Annotated in this window: 25 protein-coding genes, 1 pseudogene and 1 other annotated feature; of the genes and pseudogenes, 24 read left to right on the top strand and 2 right to left on the bottom strand. The window is 38.8% G+C overall.

Features of this window, described 5'->3' with window-relative positions:
- The first annotated feature begins 3 nt into the window (after positions 1–3).
- The 23 genes and pseudogenes from A5889_RS15205 to A5889_RS15315 all read left to right on the top strand — a co-directional run bounded on the left by A5889_RS15205 (position 4) and on the right by A5889_RS15315 (position 23728).
- On the top strand, positions 4–1302 hold the full coding sequence (locus tag A5889_RS15205) for a complex I 51 kDa subunit family protein (RefSeq protein ID WP_176372750.1): 1299 nt from the start codon (positions 4–6) through the stop codon (positions 1300–1302).
- A 1-nt stretch (position 1303) separates the two neighbouring features.
- Positions 1304–4024 (top strand): formate dehydrogenase subunit alpha, encoded by a 2721-nt coding sequence (gene fdhF, locus A5889_RS15210; protein WP_087639633.1) that lies wholly within the window; start codon positions 1304–1306, stop codon positions 4022–4024.
- A gap of 14 nt (positions 4025–4038) precedes the next feature.
- Complete coding sequence (locus A5889_RS15215) at positions 4039–5241, top strand: molybdopterin molybdotransferase MoeA (protein ID WP_087639634.1); 1203 nt, start codon at positions 4039–4041, stop codon at positions 5239–5241.
- Positions 5242–5487: 246 nt separating this feature from the next.
- Entirely contained in the window at positions 5488–5976 is a 489-nt protein-coding gene (gene moaC / locus A5889_RS15220) for a cyclic pyranopterin monophosphate synthase MoaC (protein ID WP_087639635.1), read from the top strand.
- A gap of 29 nt (positions 5977–6005) precedes the next feature.
- Complete coding sequence (moaA, locus tag A5889_RS15225) at positions 6006–6971, top strand: GTP 3',8-cyclase MoaA (RefSeq protein WP_087639636.1); 966 nt, start codon at positions 6006–6008, stop codon at positions 6969–6971.
- Positions 6972–6978: 7 nt separating this feature from the next.
- Positions 6979–7413 (top strand): MOSC domain-containing protein, encoded by a 435-nt coding sequence (locus tag A5889_RS15230; protein WP_087639637.1) that lies wholly within the window; start codon positions 6979–6981, stop codon positions 7411–7413.
- Positions 7406–7879 (top strand): MogA/MoaB family molybdenum cofactor biosynthesis protein, encoded by a 474-nt coding sequence (locus A5889_RS15235; protein ID WP_176372787.1) that lies wholly within the window; start codon positions 7406–7408, stop codon positions 7877–7879. The genes A5889_RS15230 and A5889_RS15235 overlap by 8 nt, the downstream gene beginning before the upstream one ends.
- Before the next feature lie 13 nt (positions 7880–7892).
- On the top strand, positions 7893–8867 hold the full coding sequence (locus A5889_RS15240) for a molybdopterin-binding protein (RefSeq protein WP_087639639.1): 975 nt from the start codon (positions 7893–7895) through the stop codon (positions 8865–8867).
- 21 nt (positions 8868–8888) lie between these two features.
- Positions 8889–9707 (top strand): molybdate ABC transporter substrate-binding protein, encoded by an 819-nt coding sequence (gene modA / locus A5889_RS15245; protein WP_087639640.1) that lies wholly within the window; start codon positions 8889–8891, stop codon positions 9705–9707.
- Between the two features lie 9 nt (positions 9708–9716).
- The gene (modB, locus tag A5889_RS15250) at positions 9717–10388 is read left to right on the top strand and encodes a molybdate ABC transporter permease subunit (protein ID WP_087639641.1); all 672 of its coding nucleotides are present in this window, start codon (positions 9717–9719) and stop codon (positions 10386–10388) included.
- On the top strand, positions 10385–11389 hold the full coding sequence (locus A5889_RS15255; protein WP_087639642.1) for a sulfate/molybdate ABC transporter ATP-binding protein: 1005 nt from the start codon (positions 10385–10387) through the stop codon (positions 11387–11389). Before modB ends, A5889_RS15255 begins: the two co-directional genes overlap by 4 nt.
- Positions 11390–11571: 182 nt before the next feature.
- On the top strand, positions 11572–12468 hold the full coding sequence (locus A5889_RS15260) for an ABC transporter ATP-binding protein (protein ID WP_087639643.1): 897 nt from the start codon (positions 11572–11574) through the stop codon (positions 12466–12468).
- Positions 12465–13601 (top strand): ABC transporter permease subunit, encoded by a 1137-nt coding sequence (locus A5889_RS15265; RefSeq protein WP_087639644.1) that lies wholly within the window; start codon positions 12465–12467, stop codon positions 13599–13601. The genes A5889_RS15260 and A5889_RS15265 overlap by 4 nt, the downstream gene beginning before the upstream one ends.
- Positions 13601–14587 carry an ABC transporter permease gene (locus A5889_RS15270; RefSeq protein ID WP_087639645.1) on the top strand — a complete coding sequence of 329 codons (987 nt, stop codon included), beginning with the start codon at positions 13601–13603 and terminating at the stop codon, positions 14585–14587. The genes A5889_RS15265 and A5889_RS15270 overlap by 1 nt, the downstream gene beginning before the upstream one ends.
- A gap of 234 nt (positions 14588–14821) precedes the next feature.
- Positions 14822–15496 (top strand): annotated as a pseudogene (locus tag A5889_RS15275) (hypothetical protein).
- Positions 15497–15638: 142 nt separating this feature from the next.
- Positions 15639–15908, top strand: a complete 270-nt coding sequence (rpsN, locus tag A5889_RS15280; RefSeq protein WP_087639646.1) for a 30S ribosomal protein S14 — start codon at positions 15639–15641, stop codon at positions 15906–15908.
- 25 nt (positions 15909–15933) lie between these two features.
- Positions 15934–16086 carry a putative metal homeostasis protein gene (locus A5889_RS15285; RefSeq protein ID WP_176372751.1) on the top strand — a complete coding sequence of 51 codons (153 nt, stop codon included), beginning with the start codon at positions 15934–15936 and terminating at the stop codon, positions 16084–16086.
- A 122-nt stretch (positions 16087–16208) separates the two neighbouring features.
- On the top strand, positions 16209–18044 hold the full coding sequence (locus A5889_RS15290) for an LTA synthase family protein (protein WP_087639647.1): 1836 nt from the start codon (positions 16209–16211) through the stop codon (positions 18042–18044).
- 18 nt (positions 18045–18062) lie between these two features.
- Positions 18063–18809: a tRNA 2-thiocytidine biosynthesis TtcA family protein gene (locus tag A5889_RS15295; RefSeq protein ID WP_087639648.1), complete on the top strand. Its 747-nt coding sequence runs from the start codon at positions 18063–18065 to the stop codon at positions 18807–18809.
- 49 nt (positions 18810–18858) lie between these two features.
- Entirely contained in the window at positions 18859–19224 is a 366-nt protein-coding gene (locus A5889_RS15300; protein WP_087639649.1) for a hypothetical protein, read from the top strand.
- Positions 19225–19680: 456 nt separating this feature from the next.
- Positions 19681–22395, top strand: coding sequence for a cation-translocating P-type ATPase (locus tag A5889_RS15305; protein WP_087639650.1), 2715 nt, complete (start codon positions 19681–19683; stop codon positions 22393–22395).
- Between the two features lie 166 nt (positions 22396–22561).
- Positions 22562–23149, top strand: coding sequence for an ATP-dependent Clp protease proteolytic subunit (locus A5889_RS15310; RefSeq protein WP_087639651.1), 588 nt, complete (start codon positions 22562–22564; stop codon positions 23147–23149).
- Positions 23150–23293: 144 nt separating this feature from the next.
- Positions 23294–23728 (top strand): hypothetical protein, encoded by a 435-nt coding sequence (locus A5889_RS15315; RefSeq protein WP_087639652.1) that lies wholly within the window; start codon positions 23294–23296, stop codon positions 23726–23728.
- Between the two features lie 355 nt (positions 23729–24083).
- Here the strand turns inward: A5889_RS15315 and A5889_RS15320 are convergent, their stop codons facing one another.
- Both A5889_RS15320 and A5889_RS15325 read right to left on the bottom strand, forming a co-directional pair.
- On the bottom strand, positions 24084–24245 hold the full coding sequence (locus A5889_RS15320) for a hypothetical protein (RefSeq protein ID WP_087639653.1): 162 nt from the start codon (positions 24243–24245) through the stop codon (positions 24084–24086).
- Between the two features lie 32 nt (positions 24246–24277).
- Complete coding sequence (locus A5889_RS15325) at positions 24278–24634, bottom strand: hypothetical protein (protein ID WP_087639654.1); 357 nt, start codon at positions 24632–24634, stop codon at positions 24278–24280.
- Between the two features lie 151 nt (positions 24635–24785).
- Positions 24786–25038, top strand: a binding site (T-box leader).
- Between the two features lie 553 nt (positions 25039–25591).
- Between A5889_RS15325 and A5889_RS15330 the strand changes: the two genes are divergently transcribed.
- Complete coding sequence (locus A5889_RS15330) at positions 25592–26872, top strand: O-acetylhomoserine aminocarboxypropyltransferase/cysteine synthase family protein (protein ID WP_087639655.1); 1281 nt, start codon at positions 25592–25594, stop codon at positions 26870–26872.
- The last annotated feature ends 31 nt before the right edge of the window (positions 26873–26903 follow it).

Here is a 26903-nt window from a genome sequence, read left to right on the forward strand (position 1 = left end):
GAGATGATCAAACGAAATCAACCTGTTTTGCTGGAACGAGTCAACAAAATGGAACATGCGACGGATGTAGCAGAATATGAACGTTATCAAGGGTTTGAAGGGCTGAAAAAGGCAATAGAAATGGATAAGGAAACCATTTTAGATGAACTGGATATTGCTCATTTACGCGGCAGAGGCGGAGCTGCCTTTCCTTTAGGCAAAAAATGGCGACACTTGTACGGCTCCAAAGGAGATACAAAATATATCGTATGTAATGCTGACGAAGGTGAGCCGGGAACTTTTAAAGATAAAGCATTATTGGCACATGATCCACTTAGTGTGATCGAAGGGATGGTCATTGCAGGATACTTATTTTCAGCTAAGGCTGGCTATATCTATATGCGGGGAGAGTATCGGCGTATTCAAAAGGTTTTTCAAGAGGCGCTGGATCACGCAGAAGCAGCAGGTTTTTTAGGCGATAATATTTTAGGTATCGAAGGCTTTGATTATAAAATTACGATTATTTCAGGAGCAGGTGCTTATGTATGTGGTGAAAATTCAGCCTTGCTAAATTCAATTGAAGGTAAAACGGGGCGACCAAGAGTAAAACCGCCTCATTTAGCTGATGTGGGGTTGTATTTAAAACCTACATTAGTCAATAATGTTGAATCTTTTGCGGGAATTCCTGTGATTTTGCGAGAAGGAGGACAGGCCTATCGTGATCTAGGCACCGAAGATGGCGGTGGAACAAAATTGATTTGTTTATCTGGTCATGTGAAGAATCGAGGATTATATGAAGTAAATCTAGGGACACCTTTACATGAAATTATCTATTCAGACGAGTATGGCGGCGGATCATCTACAGGGAATCCATTGAAATTTATTCATTTTGGCGGACAATCTGGACCGATCGGTGCTGTTAAAAATTTAGATGATTGTATTTATTCATATGAAGGGTTATGGGAGAAGAATTTGTCGATCGGTTCAGGAGCTATTGTTGTCATGGACGATCAGGTCAGTATCGTTGACTACTTGGTACAAGTGGCAGTTTTTTTTGCACATGAATCTTGTGGGAAATGCACACCTTGTCGTTTAGGAACAACGAGAATCTTAGAATTATTGACGAAATTCAATAAGAAACAGGCGGAATCAGGTGATCTTGAACGTCTTGAACATATGTTGACACATGTCACGAATCTTTCAGCGTGCGGCTTAGGTCAATCTGTAGCGAATCCGATGAGAAGCGGTTTAGACTATTTTCCAGAAGAATTTGAAGCTGGACTGAAAGAAGCTGCTGTACCAGTTAAAGGGGGGCTTTGGTAATATGGAAACGATGATCAAAACACAAACTGTGACCATGTCTATCGATGGGCAACAGGTTACTGTACCGAAGGGAACAACAGTATTAGAAGCTGCAAAGACGCTTGGTATCGATATTCCTACATTGTGTCACTTAAAAGAACTGGCTCCGGATGGCTCTTGCCGTATGTGTGTGGTAGAGGTTGAAGGTGGAAGAAAAGGCGGACTGAATACGGCTTGTACAGCACATTGCCAAGAAGGTATGGTGGTTCATACAGGATCGCCAAGAGTCAATGATTCCCGTCGTTTCATTTTAGATTTATTATTGAGCAATCATAAATTAGAATGCTTTTCTTGCGGGAAAAACGGTGATTGTAAATTACAGGACTACTGTATGGAATACGGTATTGATGATACTACCTTTACAGAAGGAAAAAGGATGCCGTGTCACCAAGAGGACACCAGTAACCCTTTCTTTACCTATGATCCTGAAAAATGCATCATGTGCCGTAAGTGTTCGAAAGTGTGTCAATTACGTCAAGGTAGAGATGTGATCAGTATTGCGAAACGCGGATTTGATACAAAAATGACACCAAGCTATGAAGCCTCCTTTGATCAATCTTTATGTGAATCTTGTGGAAATTGCGTGTCAGTCTGTCCAACAGGTGCTTTAGTGGCGAAAGAGCGCAAAACTCATAGAGCATGGGAAACAAAAAAAATTCCGACGACCTGCCCGCACTGTGGAACTGGGTGCCAAATGAATTTAGTAGTCAAAGGAAACAAACTGGTTGGTGTTGAACCGATCAATGGTGCAGCAAATAAAAATCTTTTATGCGTTAAGGGTAAATTTGCTTCCTACAAATTTGTTGGTTCAGGGGATCGATTGACTGAACCTTTGATCAAGCGTAATGGTGTTTTTGAACCTGCGACTTGGGATGAAGCATTGACTTTAGTGGCAGATAAATTCAAACAAATCAAAGCGAATGATGGACCAGATGCTCTTGCAGGTTTTTCTTGTTCCCGCTCGATCAATGAAGATAATTATGTGTTTCAAAAAATGGTTCGAGCAGCATTTGGTACGAATAATGTCGATAACTGCGCCCGAGTTTGCCATTCAGCTTCTGTTCATGGGCTAGCCCATACCTTAGGTTCAGGTGCAATGACCAATCCAATTGCGGATATTACGACAGATGTCGACGTGATTTTACTTGTGGGCTCTAATCCAGAAGAAGCTCATCCCGTGATCGGCGCTCAAATACGTCAGGCGATGCAGCGCGGTACTAAAGTGATCGTTGTTGATCCAAGAAAGATCGATCTAGTTAAAAATAGTGAATTACATTTGCAGATCCAAGCAGGGACCAATGTCGCTTTTGCTAATGGTATGATGCATGTGATCTTAAAAGAAGGCTTAGCGGACCGGAAATTTATCGAGGAAAAAACAGAAGGTTTTGAAGCTTTAGAACAGCTAGTTGCAGAATACACACCGGAAAAAGTAGCCGAAATTTGTCATATCGAAGCAGATGATCTAATCAAAGCAGCCAGACTATATGCTAAAGCTGAAAAAGCGCCGATTATTTACTGCTTAGGTGTAACAGAGCATTCTACTGGAACCGAAGGCGTCATGAGTATGTCTAATATGGCGATGCTAGTCGGAAAAATCGGGAAGCCCGGCTGTGGTGTCAATCCATTACGTGGTCAAAACAATGTACAGGGAGCTTGTGATATGGGCTGTATGCCGTTTGATTTCCCAGGGTATCAAAAAGTTGCAAATGCGGAAGTCATCGAAAAATTTGAAAAAGCTTGGAATGTTAAGCTGAATCGAAATGTCGGAATGACTTCTACTCAAGTATTGCCGGAAGCATCTGAAGGGAAAGTTAAGGGATTATATATCTTTGGTGAAGATCCGATCGTGACAGATCCTGATACGAATCATGTTCGCCATGCGTTGGAAAATCTAGAGTTTTTAGTTGTTCAGGAATTATTTATGACAGAAACTGCAGCGTATGCAGATGTTGTATTACCAGGCATCAGTTATGCTGAAAAAGATGGGACGTTCACAAATACTGAGCGAAGAGTTCAAAGAGTTAGAAAAGCAGTTGAACCAAGAGGTAGCGCGCGACAAGATTTTGAGATTTTCTGTGAGGTGATGACTCGCTTAGGTTATCCTTGTCATTATGATTCAGCTAAAGAAATTATGGAAGAAATTGCTGCAGTAACACCAACTTTTGGTGGTATCACTTATGAGCGTCTGGAAGAAACTGGAGGACTGCAATGGCCTTGCCGTACCTTAGATGATCCTGGAACACCAATTATGCACGTAGGTAATTTTACACGCGGCAAAGGTCTATTTATGGCTATCCCATACAAAAAAGCAAGAGAGCTGCCGGATGAACAGTATCCATATTTAATGTCGACCGGTAGAATGCTTTATCACTATAACACGAGAGCGATGACGGGTCGTACCGAAGGAATCAATCAAATTGCTGGTCGTTCATACATTGAGATCAATAGTGTCGATGCTGGTCGTCTTGGAATTCAAGAAGGGGATAAAGTCAAAGTTAGATCAAGACGCGGGACGATCGAAACTTATGCGGCAGTAGGAAATCGCGTGTTCCCGCAAGAAGTCTTTATGACCTTCCATTTTCCAGATGGAAATGTCAATGAACTGACAAATGCTGTGTTTGATAATATTGCGATTATCCCTGAATATAAGGTTTGTGCGGTAGATATCGTTCCAATCAAATAAGAGGAGGAACGTCAATGATCGAAGTAGAAGCAGCACAGGAAAAAATTCGACAAGCTTTTCCTCGTCAAAATAATCGTGAATCTGTTTCGATTTTAGAAGCTGCTGGTCGAGTGTGCGCAGAAGACATTTTCGCTAGAGTAGCTGTACCTACATTTTCCAGAGCGGGGATGGACGGCTATGCAGTGATTGCCGCCGAAACAATAGGGGCAAGTGAAGAGCAACCTGTTTGTTTGGCTGTTGTAGGAAGCATTTATGCAGGAGATCAAGAAATCAAAACAACAAAAAAACAAGGTGTTGCATATAAGATCATGACTGGAGCACCAATTCCGACAGGTTTTGATGCAGTGATCAAGCAAGAATGGACAGATTACGGCATAGAGAAGGTGGAGCTTTATCATGAGGCAAGCAAAGGGCTGAATTATGGAGGAATCGGTGAGGATGTTTTTGAAGGTCAAAAGATCGTGGCAAAAGGAGAACTGATCAATAGCCGAACAGTAGGGATTTTAGCGGCACAGGGAATGGAAACTGTACCAGTTTTTCAGCCGTTAAAAGTAGGAATTATAGCGACTGGCACGGAATTAGTTTCACTTGGAAATTCTCTGACTTCAGGAAAAATCTATGACAGCAATCTTTATACGTTAGCTTCCTTTATTCAGGCTAGCGGCAGTCAGCTGCTATTTAAAGAACGTTGCCCTGACAGTATTGAAGAACTTTCTGAACTGATCAAAGAAAAAATAGCGACCGTTGATGTACTGATTACGACTGGCGGCGTCTCAGTAGGAGAAAAAGATTATTTGCCGGAAGTCATTGATAAAATAGGCGGTAAGCAACTCTTTCATTGTGTGAATATGAAGCCTGGCACACCGATCATGGCTAGTTGTTATGCTGATCGTTTGATTTTAAGTTTATCAGGGAATCCTTTTGCTTCTGTGGTCAATTTACATTTATTTTATTGGTCATTCTATGCACATTTTATGCAATGTCCTGAATTAAATCTACAGTCTCGAAAGGTTCAGCTAGGATCTGATTTAACGTTTTCAGGCATTCGTAGGTTTATCCGTGCGTATGAAAAAGATGGGGTGGTTTCACTTATTTCAGATCAGCATTTTTCCTCTGTTTTTCATAATACATTGGAAACGAATTGTTTGATCGATCAGCCGGCGAAGACGTCATTGAAAAAGACGGATGTAGTTACGGTTTATTATTGGAAATTCTAATCATTATGAGGCTGAGAAAAAGAATTTTGCTTATTTTTGAAAGAAATATTTTTGTCTCGTCGCTTATTTGACATTAGAACCCGGAACAAAACTGATGTTTAGTTTTGTTTCGGGTTTCTCTATTCTTGTGCACTAAAAAAAATTATTTATATCAGATTGTTTTTTTTAAGGTGTAGTGATACACTTGTGAGGAAGAGAACAAATTTGTATTTTAATTATTTGAAAGCGTTTTAAAGAGGTGCGGAAATGGATGAAAAAAGACGATTCACTCATATCAATGAGCAAGGTCAGGCACAGATGGTCGATGTGGGAGAAAAACCTTTGACTAAAAGAGTTGCTATTGCATATGGCGAAATCCATATGCATCAAACGACTGCTGAAGCAATTAAAAATCAGACGATAAAAAAGGGCGAAGTCCTTCAAGTTGCCAGAATTGCAGGAATCATGGCAGCGAAAAAAACATTTGAGTTGATTCCGTTATGTCATTTACTTGCACTGACCAAATGTGAGATTGATTTTCGGTGGCAATCAGAAGAAGTCTTAGCTGTTGAATGCTTGGCAAAAACAGTAGGAAATACAGGTGTTGAAATGGAAGCTTTGACAGGCGTGAATGTTACTTTATTGACGATCTATGATATGTGTAAAGCAATGGATCGTGAGATGACGATGACCAATATCGGTTTAATAGAAAAATCTGGTGGAAAAAGTGGCATGTTCAAAAGAAGTGATATCTAAACATGGAGAGTAGGAAGGGCGCGGAGAAAATGAGGGATTCTTTCAATCGCGAAATTGATTATGTACGTTTATCTGTAACAGATCGCTGTAATCTACGCTGCACGTATTGTATGCCGGAAAAGGGCATGTGTTTTTTGAAAAAAGAAGAAGTGTTGTCACAAGAAGAGATTCTATTTTTATTAACAGCGTTGGCTGAACAAGGCATCAAAAAGGTCAAAATCACAGGTGGTGAACCTTTGGTAAGAAGAGATACAGTCGCTTTGATTGCGAAAATCAAAGAGATCAAAGGGATCGAAAAGGTGACGATGACAACGAATGGTATTCAACTGATACGTCATGCGCAAGCATTAAAAGATGCCGGATTAGATGGTCTAAATATCAGTGTTGATACACTCGATCCAATAGAATTTAGAACAATTACGAGAGTTGGTGAATTAACCCGAGTGCTGGATGGGTTAAAAGCAGCCCTCAAAGTAGGCTTGCCCAATATAAAGATCAATACAGTTGCCAGAGGTGAGCTGACCGACCAGGAAATCTTAGAAATAGCTGGATTAGCACAAAATGAAGCCCTTCATGTTCGTTTTATTGAACTGATGCCGATCGGTTTAGGAAAAGGCTGTCCAGGACGAACGCAAGAAGAACTTTTTTCAGTGATACAGTCAGCTTATGGACGCTTGAATCCATTTGAGCAACGCTTAGGGAATGGACCAGCAAGTTATTTTTCATTACCAGATTTTCAAGGCAAGATTGGATTTATTAGTGCATTAGGACATTGTTTCTGTGCTGCGTGTGATCGCATTCGCATTACTGCAGATGGTAATCTCAAGACATGCTTGCATATGGACGAAGGGTGTTCTTTAAAACCTGCCTTGACTGCTCAAAATAAAGAGCTGTTATTGACTCAGATTTTTTCAGCTATTCAGCAAAAACCGGAAAAACATCATTTTTTTGAAACACAGGGAGATTCCCGTTTCATGTCACAAATTGGAGGGTAAGACGATTATGGCTACAGGAGAAATTATTGGTATCAATATTAGTGAACGAAGAGGAACACAGAAAAAGGAGATTCCAGAAGTTGATTTAGTGAAAGGCTTTGGTTTAGCGGATGATGCTCATGGTGGAAATTGGCATCGTCAAGTCAGCTTATTGTCTTTTGAAAAAATCACCGAATTCAATGAGCGTGGGGCTCGTGTTGGCAATGGCGCATTTGGTGAAAATATTATTGTTTCAGGAATCGACTTACGTAGATTGCCAGTAGGTACAAAAATCCAGATCGGAGATGCGTCTTTGGTAGTGACTCAAATCGGAAAAGAATGCCACAAGCATTGTCAGATCTATGCCCGCGTTGGGGACTGCATTATGCCTAGAGAAGGAATCTTTGCGGTCGTCGTAGATGAAGGTCATATCAAAAAAGGTGATACGCTTGAAGTTGTATAGGTTAGGCATCATCACGCTTAGTGATAAAGGGGCGCAAGGACTGCGACAAGATGAGTCTGGGGATTTAATAGAGAAAATGCTGAAAGACCAATTTGAGATCATTGATCGAATCCTTATTCCAGATGAAAAAGAAGCGCTGAAGCAGACCTTGATCGACTGGTGTTCGACATGTGAGTTGATTTTGACTACTGGCGGAACAGGATTGGGCGTGAGAGATATCACACCCGAAACGACAATGAGTATTGCTGATAAAGAAATTCCTGGAATCAGTGAAGGGATGCGTATGCTTAGTATCAAAAAGACACCGTTCGGTATGTTAAGCCGCGGCGTAGCAGTTCAACGCGACAAGACATTGATCATCAATCTACCTGGAAGCCCAAAAGCTGTTGAAGAAATTTTGACTTATCTTCAGCCGATTCTATCACATGCGCTCGACATTTTAACGGATCGTAAAACAGAGCACTAAATGGAGGAAAACGATGAAAGTAGTAAAAACGATCGATTCACAAGGGTTGATCCTCTATCAAGACATTACTAAAATCGTCAAAGGTGAGTTCAAAGGCGTGGCTTTTCGAAAAGGACATCGTGTGACTGCAGAAGATATTCCGATACTGCTCTCGTTAGGAAAAGAACATTTATTTTTACGATCAGAACAGTCGAACTTGATCCATGAAAATGAAGCAGCTGACTTTTTGTATCAACTTCTAGCGAGTGAGTTTATGAACGCAACGCCAGTTTCAGAAGGAAAGATAGAAGTAGTTGCTGAACGTGATGGACTACTGAAAGTCGATCGAGAATTATTGTTTAGACTAAATGCAGTTTCGGGGATGGCCACTGCAACACTTCCCACGAATCAAAAAGTCCGTGCCGGACAAAAAATAGCTGGTACGCGAATCATTCCCTTAGAAATTGAATCAGCTGCTTTGGTCGAAGCTGAACAAGCTGTAGGGACCGACCCTATATTGTCGTTGATTCCGTTTGAAAAAGTGACGATTGGTATTGTGACGACTGGCAGTGAGATCTACAATGGTTTGATCAAGGATGCGTTTGGCCCAGTGATCAAAGAAAAGCTGGCTGACTATCCGACGGCAGAAATCAAGTTTCATACGATCGTCAATGACGAACCTCATCAGATCACTCAGGCTATCGAGAGTATGCTGGAAGCTGGAGCAGATATTATTTTTTGTACCGGTGGGATGAGTGTGGATCCGGATGATCGAACACCTTTGGCTATCAAGCAGACTGGAGCAGAAATCATTTCTCATGGGACACCTGTTTTGCCGGGATCGATGCTTTTACTTGCATACTTAAATGAAAAGACGATCGTCGGTTTGCCTGGCGGAGTCTTATATTCTAAACGTACGGTGTTTGATTTATTGCTGCCTAGGATCATGGCCAAAGATAACATAAATAAAGCTGAAATTATCGGCTTGGGTTACGGCGGTTATTTATAGTCTTAGTGAAGGAGTGAAACGATGAAGCACCTAAGAAAATCATGTATTCTAGGCTGGATCTTCGCAGTATGCTTTCTTTTATCCGCTTGCACAGCCAATGACACCAAAAAAACAACGACCGCAAATTCCGCTAGTCAGTCAAAAGAACATCATTTATTGATCGCAGCAGCTGCCAGTTTAGAGGAAGTCATGGAGAATCAGATCATTCCCGCATACATCAAAGAGCATCCAATGACGACGATCGAAGGCAATTATGATAGTTCGGGGAAACTCCAAACGCAAATCGAAAAAGGTTTGGAGGCCGACATATTTTTTTCAGCTGCAACAAAACAAATGGCTGCGTTGACTGAACAAAAATTGATCGAAGAAAAAAGTGTCGTACCGCTGCTGAAAAATCAGCTAGTGATGATCGTACCGAGTGCATCTAAGGAAAATTGGCACTTATTCAGTGATCTGAACAAGGCAGAAACGATTGCAGTCGGCGATCCAGCGAGTGTTCCAGCAGGACAATACGCTGAAAAAGGACTAAAAGCAACTGGTGATTGGGCATATGTGAGAGAACATGCGAGCTTTGGTACGAATGTTACAGAAGTTTTGAATTGGGTCGCAGAGGGAAGTGCCCAAGTTGGACTGGTTTATGCAACGGATGCTGCCTCTAGTGATAAAGTAAATGTCGTTGCTGTGATGCCTGATGACATACTTAATGAACCGATCATCTATCCAGTAGGAATCATCTCAAGTTCGAAAGAAAAAGAGACGGCGGAAAGCTTCCTTACATTTTTACAAAGTGAGGAAGTCGCAAAATATTTTGAAGATACAGGGTTTATTATCAATAAGTAGGTGAGTCTGATGGATTTAAGTCCAATTATTATTTCATTCAAAACAGCGATCGTTGCAATCATTTTTACTTTTTTCAGTGGTACGATCATTGCTTATTTGATTTTCCGTATGAAAAAGCAAAATTTAAAACTCATTTTCAATAGCTTATTTACCTTGCCGCTGGTGCTACCGCCAACGGTTTTTGGCTTTTTCTTACTTGATATTTTTGGTGTCCAGCAACCGATTGGGAAGTTTTTGCTGGATTTTTTTGCGGTAAAAGTCGTTTTTTCATGGAAAGCAACAGTGATTGCGGCAGTAGCTGTGTCCTTTCCATTGATGTATCGCTCCGCAATCGCAGCCTTTGAGCAAATTGATGGGGATCTTTTTTCTGCTGCACGAACTTTGGGATTCTCAGAAATGAAAATTTTCTTCAAAATCGCTTTGCCTTTATCTTTGAATGGTTTATTGGCTGGTGGAGTTTTAGCGTTTGCCAGAGGATTGGGTGAATTTGGTGCTACAACGATGCTGGCAGGAAATATCGCAGGAAAAACACGAACCTTACCATTAGCGATCTATTCAGCTGTCGCTGCTGGAGATTGGGCTTTAGCTCAAAACTATGTGTGGGTCATCGTCATTATTTGCTTATTGATTCTTTTTATGACGGAATTCTTTGGTCGAAAGTCATGGAGGCATAAATCATGAAACTAAGCGTGGATATCAAAAAAAGACTGCAGAACCATACATTGCACGCTGCCTTTGATATAGAAGCAACTACTTTAGGTGTTTTAGGCGCTTCCGGCTGCGGAAAAAGTATGCTGCTAAAATGTATTGCTGGAATCGAAACGCCAGATTCAGGTCGGATCCAATTAGGTGATCGAGTGTTATTCGACAAAGAAGCGACTATCGACTTGTCACCACAAAAACGAAATGTAGGCTTATTATTTCAACAATACGCCCTGTTTCCCCATTTAACGGTGTATAAGAACTTAGCTAGTGTCACAAAGAATCGTCAGCTGATTTCAGAACTGTTAGAGATGTTTCATTTAGAAAACAGCCGAAATAGCTATCCGCATCAAATCTCCGGCGGTCAAAAGCAGCGTGCAGCATTAGCTCGGATGTTAGCCTCGGAGCCGGAATTATTGTTGCTGGATGAACCTTTTTCTGCGTTGGATACTTCATTGAAGGAAGAGCTTCAGCTTGAGCTACAAAAGCGTTTGTCTTCTTTTAGCGGAAATATCTTGATCGTCAGTCATAGCTTAGATGAGTTGTACCGTTTGTGTCCTGAGCTGATGATCATGACGGAAGAGACTTGTTTGCAGGGAGAAACAGATACCTTATTTAAACAACCGCAAACCCTAGCAGCAGCCCAGCTGACGGGCTGTAAAAATATTTTCCCGATAAAACGAATAGATGCGCATACGGTTTTAGTGACTGGTTGGTCCATACCTTTGACCGTAGCACAAGAAGTATTGCCAAGACATTCTCATATTGGGATCAGAGCTCATGATTTTCTATTGGATACTTCGGGAGTGAATCAATTAGAGGTCGAGTATGGTTTTTCACAGCAAACACCTTTTGAACAAAATAGCTGGTTTTCTCACCGTGGGACAAAGCTTTGGTGGAAAGGCAGTAAACAAGTAGAGGTTCAGGAGATAAAAACATTGACTGTTTTACCCCAGTCAATCATGCTGTTGACTGAATAGCAGCTTAATGAAAGTGATTCGTATAGATGTATTTTCAGAAAATCGGTTTCTGAAAATGCATCTATTTTTTGCTTATTCACAGATTATTCACACTATATTCTAAAAATTAGTAAAGGATCAATGATATGATAAGATTTGATTAAGAAATCGAAATGGAGATCGATTTGAAGGAGAATTTATTCATGGAGCACATTTTAGAAATAAAAGGGGTCAGAAAGTATTTTGGCGATCATATGGTATTAGATGAACTTGATTTGTCTATTACTGAGCCAAAAATAATCGCTCTTGTCGCCCCGAACGGTACTGGGAAAACAACATTATTGAATATTATTGCAAACATTGATCGACCTGATGAGGGAGCTATCGAAGTTTTAGGCAAAACAAATACAGATTATCGAATGTTTTACACTCTTTCTTATTTACAAGACTCATCCATCCTCTACAGTAACTTGACAGGATTGGATCATTTAGAATTTATCAGAAAAGAGCATGACGTATCAAAAACCAAGCTTAGGGAATTGATTCAGGAGCTTGAACTGGAAGACTATGTGAAGAAAAAAGTAAAACATTATTCTTTGGGAATGAAACAGCGTTTATTGTTGGGCGTTGCCTTGTTGAGTGCTCCGAAAGTGTTGCTGATGGATGAGCCGTTGAATGGGCTGGATCCAAACAGTATTTTGAAAATCAGGAAGATCATGCTGAAGCTGAACAAACAAGGAGTAACGATCATCTTGTCGTCTCATAACCTGAATGAAATCGAAAAAATCACTGAAGATGTTTACTTTTTATATGATGGCCGATTGATAACACAAGAAGAAGTGGAGCTGGAAACAGTTCTGTACGATATTGTCGTTCAAGAAATAGATAAGGTTCTTTCATTTCTTTCAAGAATCGATGTTCCTACTGAACGTCTTTCTGACTATAAATTTCAAGCGGAATTTTCAAAACAGAAACTGGAGGTATTTTATTCATTTTGCAAAGAAGAACATATTCAGATTTTAGATCAGCAATTACTCAGCGGTTATTTAGAAACGATTTACTTTAACCTGTTTACAGATCGATTGCAGGTATCGCCATGACGTTTGAATGGAAAAAATGGTCAAAGCAGCCTAAAAACATCCTTTTGCTAGTGTGTTTAATTTTTTCTGTTTTTCTATCATTAGGGAATCTTCATTATAAAAACCAAACAGAGGATCAAGCCGTCTTTGATCATTTAAAGGCGATCAATGATGAGATAGATCCGCCGCAAGGATATGCTGGCCCTGTGGAAAATTATAAATTACTCCAACTTGTTGATGGATCTGGAACGTTTATTGACAAAAATGGTGAACAGATGAAGCAAATATTGATCGATATTGTTTACCTTCTGGAGGACGAAAATACCGCACAAATCAACAAAGATTGGATGGAGAAAACATCTATCCAGACAGAACGTCTTAAGCTTCAGCAGAAATACTTGGATTTGGGTGGAGAAGAATGGAAAAATGAGACGAATATCAAAGAAAAGCTGGAGCGAAACAATTGGCTTTTAACTCGTGGACTATCAGTGATCGATTTGTCGATCGGGCAACAGGGAATCAGTTTCGTTTATTATTTATTAAATAATTGGACGAATTATTTGTTGCTCATAGTGATCGGTTTGTTCTTTTTTGATTATTTGACTGCTGAATATGAACGCCGAAATTATTTGTTTTTGGCTGTTCAGCCCGTCAGTAAAAAGGCTGTTTATAAGCGGAAATTTATGTTGAGTGCGCTCGTCGCTATAGGTGTATTTTTAGGGTTGCTGTTGCTAGGTTTCGTAGTAGCCAGTTTTTTTTATGGAATGGGGAGTGCTGGTTATCCTATAACGATCCATACAGGAAAGGGTTTTTATTTCATTCCAATGTGGCAGTATCTAGTTGAATCATTGTTTCTACAAATATTGTTTATTCTTTTTGTGTTGCAGCTGTTACAGCTGCTTGCAATAGGATTAAAAAATAGCTTAGAAGTTCTGAGTCTATTTTTAGTTGTCGTTTTAGTTCCAAACATTTTAGCTAATGTCTTGTCGCTTCCAGAACAATTGACTGTACTATTTCCACTGTTCTATATGGATTCCAATCTAAAAGTGACCATGCTGCAAGATGGCTCTTATCTCTTTAAATGTTGTGTATTACTGGTATGGAATCTTGTTTTAGGAATCGTCTGGAATAACTATTTGGGGGATGAGTGGTGATGAATAGTCTTGTATTTGAGCTAAAGAAGACTTGGCGAACTAGAAAAAATTATTTGCTGCTCAGCTTATTTCTATTATTGACAGTTGTTTTATTCTGTGTGAATACATTATTGGAAAAACAAGAACAACAAGAGATGTTGGCGTCAAGCCAGGTTGAACATCAAATACGTAACAATCAATATGGAGAAGCAATAAAAGTATATTTGGAAGAGATAAACCAAGGAATCGTCAGTCAGGAAGATGGATTTCGTGCAGATGCAGACAAAGGAATTTCTTTAGAAGGAAAACTGACTTTACCCACCTATCCTTTTTATAGAACAGCGCTGAATCAAGAATTGCTGAAACGTCAGTTGACACCACAGTCACTACGTTTTGGGACTAAAAATAGCCTTTTTACAATGATTTTATGCGCTTATGTTGCTTCATTTATCGGTATTACTTGCTTCTTATTTCTCTTTGGAGATACGCTGTCGAAGGAACTGGAAGAAAATAGTTTATATTTTTATCTGTCTCAGCCGATCAATCGAGTGCGCTTGTACCTTACAAAATATTTCCTGGTTTGGAGTCAGTCATTGCTTACACTGATTCTTATCTTATTTGCCGGATGGATCTGGGCGACGATTTTTTCAGGAAGCAGTTCTTTCAGCTATCCGGTAATAGTCTTTACTGAAAAATCAATGGAGCTGATACCTATCATTCAATTGCTCGGAATTGTACTGTTATTGTTTTCCTTTGTATTAGGTTTTGGCTTTGCCCTACATTTCTTGATGAGTTTACTGTTGAAGAAAACTAGTTTCAGCTTAGTGGGAACACTGTTGATCTTAGTTGAAGGGTATCTTATTGCTACGAGTAAGTATGATTTTTTTAGAAAAATCGCTCACTTCAATCCATTTACTTATTTGAATGTTAGCAAGGTTTTTGTCGGGTATGATTTTCGTCCATTTAGTTTGTTTTCGATCGAAAATCAAGAATACTATGCCAATTAGTGTTTACCTCGAGTGCTACATAATAACCAAATCAATTTAGTAAATGGTATTCTTTCTCTTTTAATAGGGATCATACTTCTTCTGATGATAGGGATACTTGGTTTTAAGAAAAATCTGCAGCGTTGGAAGCTATAGGTTTTAAAGAGAAGATCGTCCTAGAAGCGGACAGACACATTAAAGGAAAATTATGCATGACAAAAGCGCTTAGAATATGACTGTTAAAGTCGTGTTCTAATGAAGATAATGACAGATAAAAAAATAAAAGCACTAAGAAGAATGGTGAATGAGGATGGAATCATTGCAACTCTTGCGATTGATCAACGTGGCTCTTTAAAAAGATGATCAAAAAAGCTAGCGGACAGGAAACGTCTGATGAAGCGATCATTCATTTTAAGGAATTAGTTTACCGTGATTTGACTCCTTATGCGTCAGCAATCCTTTTAGATCCGGAATATGGTCTGTCGGCAGCCGCACTTCGTGATCTAGACGCCGGTCTTTTGATCGCTAATGAAGCTTTTTAGTGAAACGCGCTTTAATGTTGATGTGTTAAAAGTGGAAGTACTAGTAAATATGGCGTATGTCGAAGGGGTTGGAGACGAGGTGTGCTCTACAAAAAAAGAACCTCAGGACCTGTTCAAAGCACAAGCCGAAACAACGAAGCTTCCGTTTATTTTCTTAAGTGCTGGTGTTAGCAGTGAGTTGTTTCAACAAATCTTATATTTTGCAAAAGAGTCTAGTTCCACATTTAATGGCGTTCTCTGCGGTGGAGCGACTTGGAAAGAAGGGGTGACATCGTTTGCCCAAAATGGACAAGAAGCTGCCGAAGAATGGTTACAGACGATCGAAAAAGAGCATATTCAAAAGTTAAATGAAGTTCTGAAAGAAACTGCGACTGCACTTGTTTTATAACGCTGAGTATGGCATGGGTGCTATTGCTTAGTCTGTAAACGCAGAAAAAATCAAACGAAAAGCTTGCATTTCTATTGATCTAGTGCTATCCTTATCTCTCTTAAAACGAAATGATTACGATTTGAAGGAGGGAGATAAGAATATGGCGAAAAAATCAAAAATTGCCAAAGCAAAGCAACAACAAGCATTGATCGAAAAATATGCTGAACTACGACAAGAATTAAAAGCCAATAAAGATTACGCAGCACTGGCAAAATTACCAAAAGATTCAAACCCAAATCGCTTAAAAAACCGCGATTTGATCGATGGAAGACCAAGAGCGTATATGCGAAAATTCGGCATGTCACGGATCAATTTTAGAACGCTGGCACACGCAGGACAAATTCCCGGTGTACATAAAGCTAGCTGGTAATAATAAAGCTTTTGGGGGAGAAACAATGGAAAAACAAGACATTTCAAGCGCACGCAGAAGATTAAAATGCACCAATCGAAAGACACGTAAACGTGCACTGAAGATCATTCAGCAGTATAAGCGGGAGAAAAAAAATCGAGCGGTGGCTTTAAACAACGCTAGTACGATCAATAGTTGAAGAAGAAAATGACCATTTCTTCTATAAAAAAGTAAAGCATTCCAAGGGGAAGCTTTACTTTTTTTTCGTCTAAGCATAAAATATTAGAGAATGTGTTTAGGGAAAAGAAAAGGGAGAACGTTGTGAAGAAAAAATTACAAATATTTAAGAAAAAATCAGTCAGCTATCCTCTGATCTTGATTGGGCTGATTCTGTTGGTAGTCATCAGCAACCTATATCTGCAATGGTGTCAAAATGAATTATCTACGGATTTAATGCTAAAATTTGCCTTTTCTTGGCATACAGAAAAATTTATCTTAGGCTGCTTGGTTTTACTGGTATTCTTGCTATTTTTGATCAGTCTAGCTGGCTCTTTTCTACTGGGGAGTGTTCTTTATGCCATAACGATCGCTATCTTAGGCTTTGCAGACTATCAGAAGATGTTTTACCGGACAGAGCCTATTTATCCTGATGATCTAAAAATGATCACCGAATTCGGGCTGCTAAGAGAAATGATCGGAACCGTTCCTTTTATTGTGATCGTACTGATTGCAGCGATTGCCCTAGTCTTTTTTTGCCGAGCAATCTACAAAAGTCGTTTATTATCGAAAAAAATGCAAATCGTTCGTGTGACTGGCTTGATCGTCACGATTGGATTATTAGTGTATATCAGTGATTTCAATAATCCAAACAATCTGTTACGTAAGCAATACGACAAAACGGCGTTGTGGATTCCGTATAGTCAAAAAATGAATTACTATAACACAGGCTTTATGGGTGGCTTTTTATTTAATTTAAAAGTCGAAGCAATGGATGAGCCGGACAATTACTCTAAAAAAACGATTGCAGAAATCACCGAGAAATACAATAAACAGGTCACAGCAATGAAAGATGCTGAAGAAGAACAACCGAACATTATTTTTGTGATGAGCGAAAGCTTTTCTGATCCACAGCATCTAGCAGGGGTAACCGCAAATAAGAATCCACTAAAAGATTATTATGAAGTAGCAGATAAAACTTATAGCGGTAAAATGCTTTCTCAAAATTACGGTGGTGGAACGGCTAATATCGAATTTGAAGCATTGACCAGCTTCTCAATGGAACTATTCAATCCGCAAATGACGACACCGTATACTATGTTAGTACCTAAAATGGATGAGATTCCGTCGGTTGTTTCCTTGTTGAAAAATCAGGACTATCGAGCAACAGCGATCCATCCTTACAATACCTCAATGTATAAGCGTAAAGATGTCTATAACGTGTTAGGTTTTGATCAGTTTATTAGTGAAGATACGATGAAGTATAAAGAAAAACTGCAAAACAATCCCTATATTTCAGATCAATCTGCGTATAAAGAAGTTCTTGATCTTTTAAAAGACGATCAGCAACCACAATTTGTCCATCTAGTAACGATGCAGACACATATGCCTTATAGTGATAAATATACTAATATAGAGTATTCATCTCAAGGGCAAGGGAATAAAACCGCGATCGATAGCTACATGCAGGATATTGCCTATAGCAGTGCTGCATTGAAAGAATTTACTGAGGAATTAAAAAATGTCAAAAGGCGAACCTTAGTTGTTTTTTGGGGCGATCATTTACCAAGTATCTATTCAGATGAGATCAAAGAAATGAACGATGAGGTAATGATGCACCAAACAGAATTCCTGATGTATGATACTCAAGGATCATTAAGTAAACAAAAAACACATGATGCGATCACAAGTCCTTTTTACTTCGCACCAACGTTGTTCGATCAAAGTGATTTACAAATGACTGGCTTTTATCAATTACTAAGTCAACTTGAAGAACAGGTTCCAGCCTTTGAAAAAAGTTTCTATTATACGAATGACAAGTGGAATAAAACGTTGAAACTGACGCAGTCACAAGAAGAGCTGTATGAAGATTATCGGATGATTCAATATGATATCGTTTCTGGTGAGCAATATAGTCTAAAAAATGATTTTTTTGATTAAAGTCTAAAGGAGCACAAGATGAGTTTTAAAAAGAAAGACAATCAAGTCTACTACAATCCAATCCGCCGAGCTGTCTTGAATCATCAAATGATCCAGCCAGGCGATAAAGTAGCGATTGGTATGAGTGGTGGTAAAGACAGCACCAGTTTATTATATTTTTTGGATATGATCAGTAAGCAAAAGCGTTTAGGCTTTGAATTTGAGATCGTGCCAATTACCTTAGCAATGGGCTTTGATGTGGATATTGCACCGATGCAGGCGTTTGTAGAAGAGCTAGGTTATACATTGGATGTTGTTCCTACAAATATTGCTCAGGTCGTTTTTGATATTCGTGAGGAGCGTTCACCATGTTCATTATGTGCAAAATTACGACGAGGTATTTTATATAATCGAGCAAAAGAATTAGGTTGTAACAAAGTCGCTTTAGGGCACCATTTAGATGATGCGATCGAAACGTATTTCATGAACTTCTTTTTCCATGGGCAGCTGGCAAGTTTTGAACCGCGAAGTTATTTGTCTAAAACAGATATCACACTGATCCGTCCGCTACTTTATATAGAAGAAAAAGAGATCATTCGTTTTGTTAAGAGAGAAGAGTTACCAGTGATCTTCAATCCTTGCCCAGTAGATAAGAAGACTAAACGCGAGGAAATCAAGCAGGTCGTCACGAATTTATCACAGAGCTATCCTGATATTCGCGAGAAGTTTATCATGGGAATGGAGCAAGGAACGACGGAAAACTTTTGGACGAAAACCTCTGTATGATTGTGTGCATCATAAACTGAAATGCTAAGCGGAATAAAGGAGTAGAGATATGAGAAAAGGGATGGAAAATCTTACGGAGAAAGAAAAACTTGAGTTGGTAAAAAAAGTGATTGAAGAGGTTAACAAAGAAAAAAGTATATTTATTAATTATTTAAATATTATAGTGAAAACCGCTAGATGTATAGGGATCATCAGCTTAATTTGTTATGTAATTACTACCATCATGATGATTTTATTTAGAAGAACAGATGCGATCAAAGAACCAATATCATTTTTATCCAATTTGACGGCAATGATAGCACTTATTTTCTTTTTTATTGTGATTATATCTTATAGCATTAAATTTATTGTGCGACTAAAGAAAAAAGAAAAAGTTCTAACACGCTTATTGAAAAATTCAAAAACGAGTAATTAATGAATTGGTTCAGTCGATTTTGAAAAGAGGTAGTAATATATATTCCATATATGTAAATAATTATCCAAATTTCTATATAGTGAGAGCTTAAAATTTGTTTTAGAAATTTTTCTGAAAATCAATACGATTTCATTTGAAAAACACTAAAAGAACAGGTATAATTAATTTCAGCAATAATTATTGGTGATCGTACCTCAAAGATCACCATCATATTATTTCATGAGGGAGTAACTGGCGGCTTAAGCTGCGACAACATCACCAACTCCGAAAGAAATTTCTGGTGTTGTCTTAATCAGTGAGACTTATGTATGTTCTATTTAGGTAGCATACAGAGGTCTATTTTTTTTCGTTTTTGCTACGAACCAGCTTCTCTTTATAGAGGTCTAATACGTGTTCGTTTCGCTATTATGAAGTAAAATAGATGTAAGTAGCTGCAAATTACAGAGGAGGAAGAATATGTCAGAAGAAAAAAAGGTTCAATTAGCTGAAGCATTTTATACTCAGCCGGAAGCAACAGTTCTGGAAAAGATGGGTACGACTGCTGAAGGTCTAACGGATCAAGAGGCTAAAAAAAGGTTAGAGAGTTACGGAGCAAATGCTCTGGATGAAGGGAAAAAGAAATCGATCGTCGTGAAGTTCTTTGAACAGTTTAAAGATTTTATGATCATCGTATTACTATTTGCTGCAGTGATTTCAGCGGTATTCTCACATGATGTCGTGGATTCGATCATCATCTTACTCGTTGTTGTATTGAATGCGATTTTCGGTGTGATCCAAGAAGCCAAAGCAGAGCAAGCGATCGAAGCACTAAAAGAAATGTCTTCACCAAATGCGAACATTCGTCGTGATGGCCATGTGATCACAGTCAAAAGTGATGAATTAGTGCCAGGAGATATCGTCTTATTAGAAGCTGGCGACGTAGTGCCGGCGGATTTACGTTTATTAGAAGCAGCTAGTTTGAAAATTGAAGAAGCAGCTTTGACTGGTGAATCAGTTCCAGTTGAAAAAGAAGCAACTGTTTTAGAAGGTACGCCAGAAGATATCGGTATCGGTGATCGTATCAATATGGCTTATTCAAATAGTAATGTCACTTATGGTCGTGGGATAGGGGTAGTTGTCGGTACTGGTATGAATACCGAGGTCGGTAAAATCGCCGGCATGCTAGCAAACGAACAAGAAACAGAAACACCATTGAAGCAAAACTTGAATCAATTAGGTAAAATGTTGACGATCGCGATTTTAGTGATCGCTGCGATCATGTTTGTTGTTGGAATGATGAACGGTAGAACATGGATCGATATGCTATTGACTTCGATTTCATTAGCTGTTGCTGCGATTCCGGAAGGTTTACCGGCAATCGTTACGATCATTTTGGCTTTAGGAACACAAAAAATGGCGAAGAAAAATGCGATCGTGCGTAAACTTCCAGCCGTTGAGACATTGGGTAGTACAGATATCATTTGTTCAGATAAGACGGGTACGTTGACTCTGAATCAAATGACTGTTGAAGCATTATATACAGACAATAAAGTCGCTGCAGCATCTGAAGATGTAGCAATGGATAACATGGCTTTAAAAATCATGAACTATACTAATGATACAAAATTTGCTCAAGATGGTACATTGATCGGTGATCCAACCGAAACGGCTTTAGTTCAATTCGGTTTAGACCATGGCTTCAATGTTACTGAAAAAGTTGCAGCGGAGCCTCGTGTAGCTGAAATTCCGTTTGACTCTGATCGTAAATTGATGACAACTGTTCACCAATTAGTGGATGGCAAATTCTTAGTTGCAGTCAAAGGTGCACCCGATGAGTTGCTAAAACGCTGTGAGCAAGTATTATTAAATGGTCAAACAACAGCATTAAATGATCAAGAACGCAAAGAAATTTTAACAAACAACACGAAAATGGCGAAACAAGCGTTACGTGTATTAGGAATGGCATATAAATTCGTTGATGCAGTTCCTGCTGAAATGGATTCAGCTGTCGTTGAAAATGGTCTAGTATTTGCTGGTCTAGTTGGTATGATCGACCCTGAACGTAAAGAAGCAGCAGAAGCGGTTAAAGTAGCTAAAGAAGCTGGTATTCGTCCGATCATGATCACAGGTGACCACAGAGATACAGCGGAAGCCATTGCTGCTCGTCTTGGCATTATCAAAGAAGGCGATGACGATGCAGTGATCACAGGCGCTGAATTGAATGAGTTATCAGATGAAGCTTTTGCAAAAGTCGTTGGACATTACTCTGTTTATGCCCGTGTATCTCCTGAACATAAAGTTCGTATCGTTAAAGCATGGCAGCAAGAAGGTAAGGTCGTTGCCATGACAGGTGACGGTGTGAATGATGCACCAGCCTTAAAAGCAGCGGATATCGGTATTGGTATGGGGATCACTGGTACGGAAGTATCGAAAGGTGCCTCTGATATGGTCTTGGCAGATGACAACTTCTCAACGATTATTGTAGCCGTTGAAGAAGGACGTAAAGTTTTCTCAAATATCCAAAAAACGATTCAATACCTACTTTCTGCCAACTTAGGGGAAGTATTGACACTCTTTATTGCAACAATGTTAGCTTGGGATACATTACTACCAGTTCATTTATTGTGGATCAACTTAGTAACGGATACTTTCCCAGCGATTGCTTTAGGTGTTGAGCCGGCAGAACGTGACGTGATGAGTCATGCGCCTCGTGGTAAGAAATCGAACTTCTTCTCAGGTGGTGTCTTGAGCAGTGTCATTTATCAAGGGATCACTCAAGGTGCTTTGACATTGATCGTTTATAAAATGGCCATCGAGTTTCCTGCGCATACAGCGGCAAATATGCCAAACTTATCTGCACAGGCGTTATATGATTTACAACATGGAGATGCATTGACTATGGCATTTGCGACATTAGGATTGATTCAATTGTTCCATGCGTTCAACGTAAAATCGATTTATCAATCGATTTTCAAAGTTGGCTTATTCCGAAACAAATCGTTCAACTGGGCGATTTTAGTTTCCTTCCTATTGTTAGCCGCTACGATCGTTATTCCAGGATTCAACGATTTGTTTAGTGTAACATCACTAGATGCGTACCAATGGGCAATCGTTGCAGGAACATCCTTTGCGATCATTCCTATCGTTGAAGTTGTAAAATTTGTTCAACGAAAAATGGGTAAAGGGATATAAAATTAGTAAAAGATAGTCGAATATTCGGCTATCTTTTTTTCTATGGTTCAGTATAGGAGCATGAAGAAAATTTTAAGGTCAAAATAAGTCAAATAAGTGGACAAATTTTTAGATTACGGTATTATTAATATAGATATTCAGCTTTAAAATATGGAGGTCATTCATTATGAACTATTTAGATGAAAATGAAGAAACAGAAGAAAAACAACAACCAAATGCATTTATGAAAAAACTTTTTGAAGAGAGAACGATTTTGATTTATGGTGAGATCAATCAGGATCTAGCGCGGGAAGTAACCTCACAATTACTTTTATTAGCAGCGATGGGTGATGAGCCAATCAAAATTTTTATCAATAGCCAAGGCGGACATGTTGAAGCAGGAGACACGATCCATGATATGATCAAGTTTGTCAAACCAGAAGTGATCGTTGTTGGTACCGGCTGGGTAGCAAGTGCGGGTATTACGATTTATTTGGCTGCTGAAGCTAAAAATAGATACAGCTTGCCAAATACTCGTTACATGATCCATCAACCAGCTGGCGGTGTTCAAGGCCAAAGTACTGAGATTCAGATCGAGGCCAAAGAAATCATCCGTATGCGTGAGCGTGTAAACCGTTTGATTGCTGCAGCAACTGGTCAAACGTATGAAAAAATCGCAAAAGATACAGACCGTAATTTCTGGATGTCTGCTGAAGAAGCAAAAGATTATGGAATGGTATCTAAGATCATCGATACAAGCGATGAAATCCAGTAAAATAAGAACGAACTGCAAGTACAAGTGACTTGCAGTTTTTTTATCAAAATGATTAGAAAAAAGCTGTTTTGAAAGATTCTCCTTGTCATCACCCTATGAAAAAGTGTAAAATTAGGTGATCATCAAAAGAAAGTAGGAAAGAATTTGAAACCCAATTTAGGCTATTATGTGCAAAACATCAATGATATTGTAAAAGAAACAGAAGAAGTCGGCGAAAAAATGAACGAATATTACGAAGAAGTTCGTAAAGCAATCGACGAAGATAAGGTAACAGAGCTAGCTCCCGAGCGTATTGTTGAGATCCAACGCATATTCCAAGATGGAACAAAAGAATACGAAACGATGCTGGAGAAAGTGTCACAATTACGCCCGCCCGCTCGAGTAATGGGCATCCATAAAAAATTTGAGCGCTCATATATTGAATATTTAGCTGGCTGTAATGAAATGATTCTATCTTTAGATCCAGAAAAAGGAATAGATGTTGACTTGTTCAACGCTTCAGAAGAGAAACAAGACAAAGCAACAGATGATATCTCATTTGCGATCACTAGAATGAGTAATCTTTTGTTAAAAAAATAAAAATATAAACGAAAAATTGACAAAAAGAAATGGTATTTAATTTCTTTTTAACGTTATTTTTAGTAGACAATGAAAAATATTTGTTGTATTATATATTCATACCAACAACAACCTTTTTATTTTTCATTTTACTCTTATTGAGTAATACTCCTTTTCCATCGGTCAGTTTGACCGGTGGTTTTTTCTTTCATTATTATTTGAATCAAAATATAAAATAAAAAATATTATTTATATTACACTGATTTTAAAAAATGGCAGTTATTTTATGTAAATAAATAATTATATTAATCATAAAAAAGATGAGATAAAACATTTTTGTTTTATCCCATCTTTTAATTTTAACGACGTAGTCGTATCAGTTTTCTACATTTCGAACGTAATCATCAAAATACTGAACAAGATCAGCTTTGATTTTTTGATATTCTTCTTCTGTGTATTCACGTTCTTCGATCGATCCATTAAAAAATGGAATCTCCAACTCTTCGCGCAAGCGATCCAATACTTCGCTTTGATCCATTTGTGCACCTTCTTTATTTGTTGTCTTCTCTATTATAAAACATTAAAATCATTCGTCAACTGCTCAAAAGCATCTTTCATCGCAGATAACTTATTATAAAGAAGTGCGCTGTTGTCATCTTCAAGGAAGAAAACTTGTTTCAACTCAAAGTAGAACTCTTCAAACGCAGTAAAAAAGGGCTGAACTGCATCGGAAGAAATCTCATCATTACTAATATAAAAAATCCGGATACTATGATAGTAGGTAAAGACCTCATTGATATTCAAAAGAATCCGAGATTCTTCAGGCCGAGGACGGCTGGTGACTAAATCATACAAAGACAGGCTCTTTGTATGGATCTCTGATAAATAAGATAAAAGAAAATCCACTTTTTCAATATGTTCTGACATTCGATCGACCTCCATTTTATTTAAGTATAATAAAAAATGAGTAGAAAGAAAAACAGGAACCCTTATTTGAACCTAATTAATTTTGATCAATAAATTTAATATGAAAAAATGTTGACAAATAAATGAGTATGTTCTAATATTGATTCAATATCAAAACTCATTGAAAAGAAGAGTACACAAAAAAACATTTATTCAGCAAAGATTTTTTGCTGAAGCGAGAGAGCTTTCGGATGGTGGAAGAAAGTAATGGACATTTGTCGAAAATGATCTTGGAGAGGAAAAATCGATTTGATTTTTACGGCTGCTACCGTTAACAAAGCGCCAAATCATAAAGTGATTTATTGTTTGGCTTGAGATGGAAATGATTTTCCAATAAAGGTGGTACCGCGATCGTCGCCCTTTACTAGCATAGGTTGGTAGAGGGCTTTTTGTTGTTCATCACTACGACTGGCTACGCCAGAGTAGATGATGAACAGTACTTGGCGACCAAAGGGAGCGAAGTGTCCATACTAGTGAATCACCCAACGCTTGAATTCAACCCGAAAGAGGAGAAACAACTTCAAAAAGAGTCAAAAAAGAGCGGATGATGAACAGTACTTGGCGACCAAAGAGAGAACGAAGCCCCCATACTAGTGAGTCACCCAATCCCCTCTAAGCTGATCATGGAAAGTCAAAGGACCACAACTAGTTCAGCTAAATCAATCAAAGAACAATAAGTGAGGCTGAAAAAGAAAAATTCAGAATGAATAACTCTCTGTGATAACTAAGATCACAAAAGACAACGAGGTACCATATTTAAAGTATCAGGTGTCAGATTTTCTACTATCAGATCTGATAATCGCTATAAATTCTTTTCAATGAGAACAATCCAGAAAGAGGTGGTCATTATGCAAGAAGGTGACATGTGCAGCAAACGAATAAAATCAACTAAATTTAAAAGAAAAGGAATGAAGCATAATGACAAACCAAAACTATCACTTTGAAACCATCCAAATTCACGGAGGACATACCCCCGATAAAGACACGAACTCTAGAGCGGTACCGATCTATCAAACAACCTCCTACACATTTGATGATACGCAAGATGCAGCAGAAAAATTTGCTTTATCAAAAGCGGGCAATATCTATACACGGATCACCAATCCGACGACGGCCGTATTAGAAGATCGTTTGAATGAATTAGAAGGTGGTGTGGGTGCTGTAGCTGTTGCTTCAGGCACAGCAGCAATCACCTATGCCATTCAAAACCTTGCCAGCAGCGGCGATCATATTGTCTCTGCATCAACTCTTTATGGTGGAACCTTCAATTTGTTTGCCCATACGTTACCTGAATTTGGCATCACAACAACTTTTGTTGATCCAGATGAGTTGGCTAATTTTGAGGAAGCGATCAAAGAAAATACGAAAGCGATTTTTGTTGAAACGATCGGAAATCCCAGTACGAATGTTGCAGACATTGAAGCAATCGCAGACATTGCTCACAAGTACGAGTTACCGCTGATCGTCGATAATACCTTTGCTACCGCTTATCTAACTCGTCCGTTTGACTTTGGCGCAGATATCGTCGTTTACTCAGCAACAAAATTCATCGGTGGACATGGTGTTGCTTTAGGCGGTGTGGTGATCGATTCTGGAAAATTCAATTGGGCGAATGGAAAATTTCCTAAATTGGTCGACCCTGATCCAAGTTATCATGGCTTATCTTATACTGAGGATGTTGGTGCAGCCGCTTTTATTACTCGTTTACGTGTGTCATTACTGAGAGATACAGGAGCCGCAATTTCGCCCTTCAATAGTTTCTTGCTGATTTTAGGTTTAGAAACACTTTCCTTGAGATTAGAACGTCATGTAGAAAATGCCCAAAAAGTCGCGGAATTCTTAGTGAAGCATCCGAAAGTCGATTGGGTCAACTATCCTGGATTGCCTGATAATAAATATCATACCTTAGCTGAAAAGTATTTGCCGAAAGGAGCGGGATCGATTTTTACATTTGGTGTCAAAGGCGGAGCAGAAGCTGGGAAAAACTTGATCAATCATGTGGAACTATTTTCTTTATTGGCAAATGTCGGTGATGCAAAATCATTGATCATCCATCCAGCATCAACCACACATTCCCAATTAAGCGAAGAAGAACTGAAGGTCTCAGGAACTTCTCCTGAATTGATTCGCTTATCGATCGGTATCGAGAATGTTGATGACATCTTATCAGACTTAGAACAAGCTTTAGCGAAAATCTAAACAAAAAAGAGGCTGAGACAAAAGTGTTTAG

This window comes from Enterococcus sp. 9D6_DIV0238, from assembly GCF_002174455.2.
GTDB lineage: Bacteria > Bacillota > Bacilli > Lactobacillales > Enterococcaceae > Enterococcus_L > Enterococcus_L dunnyi.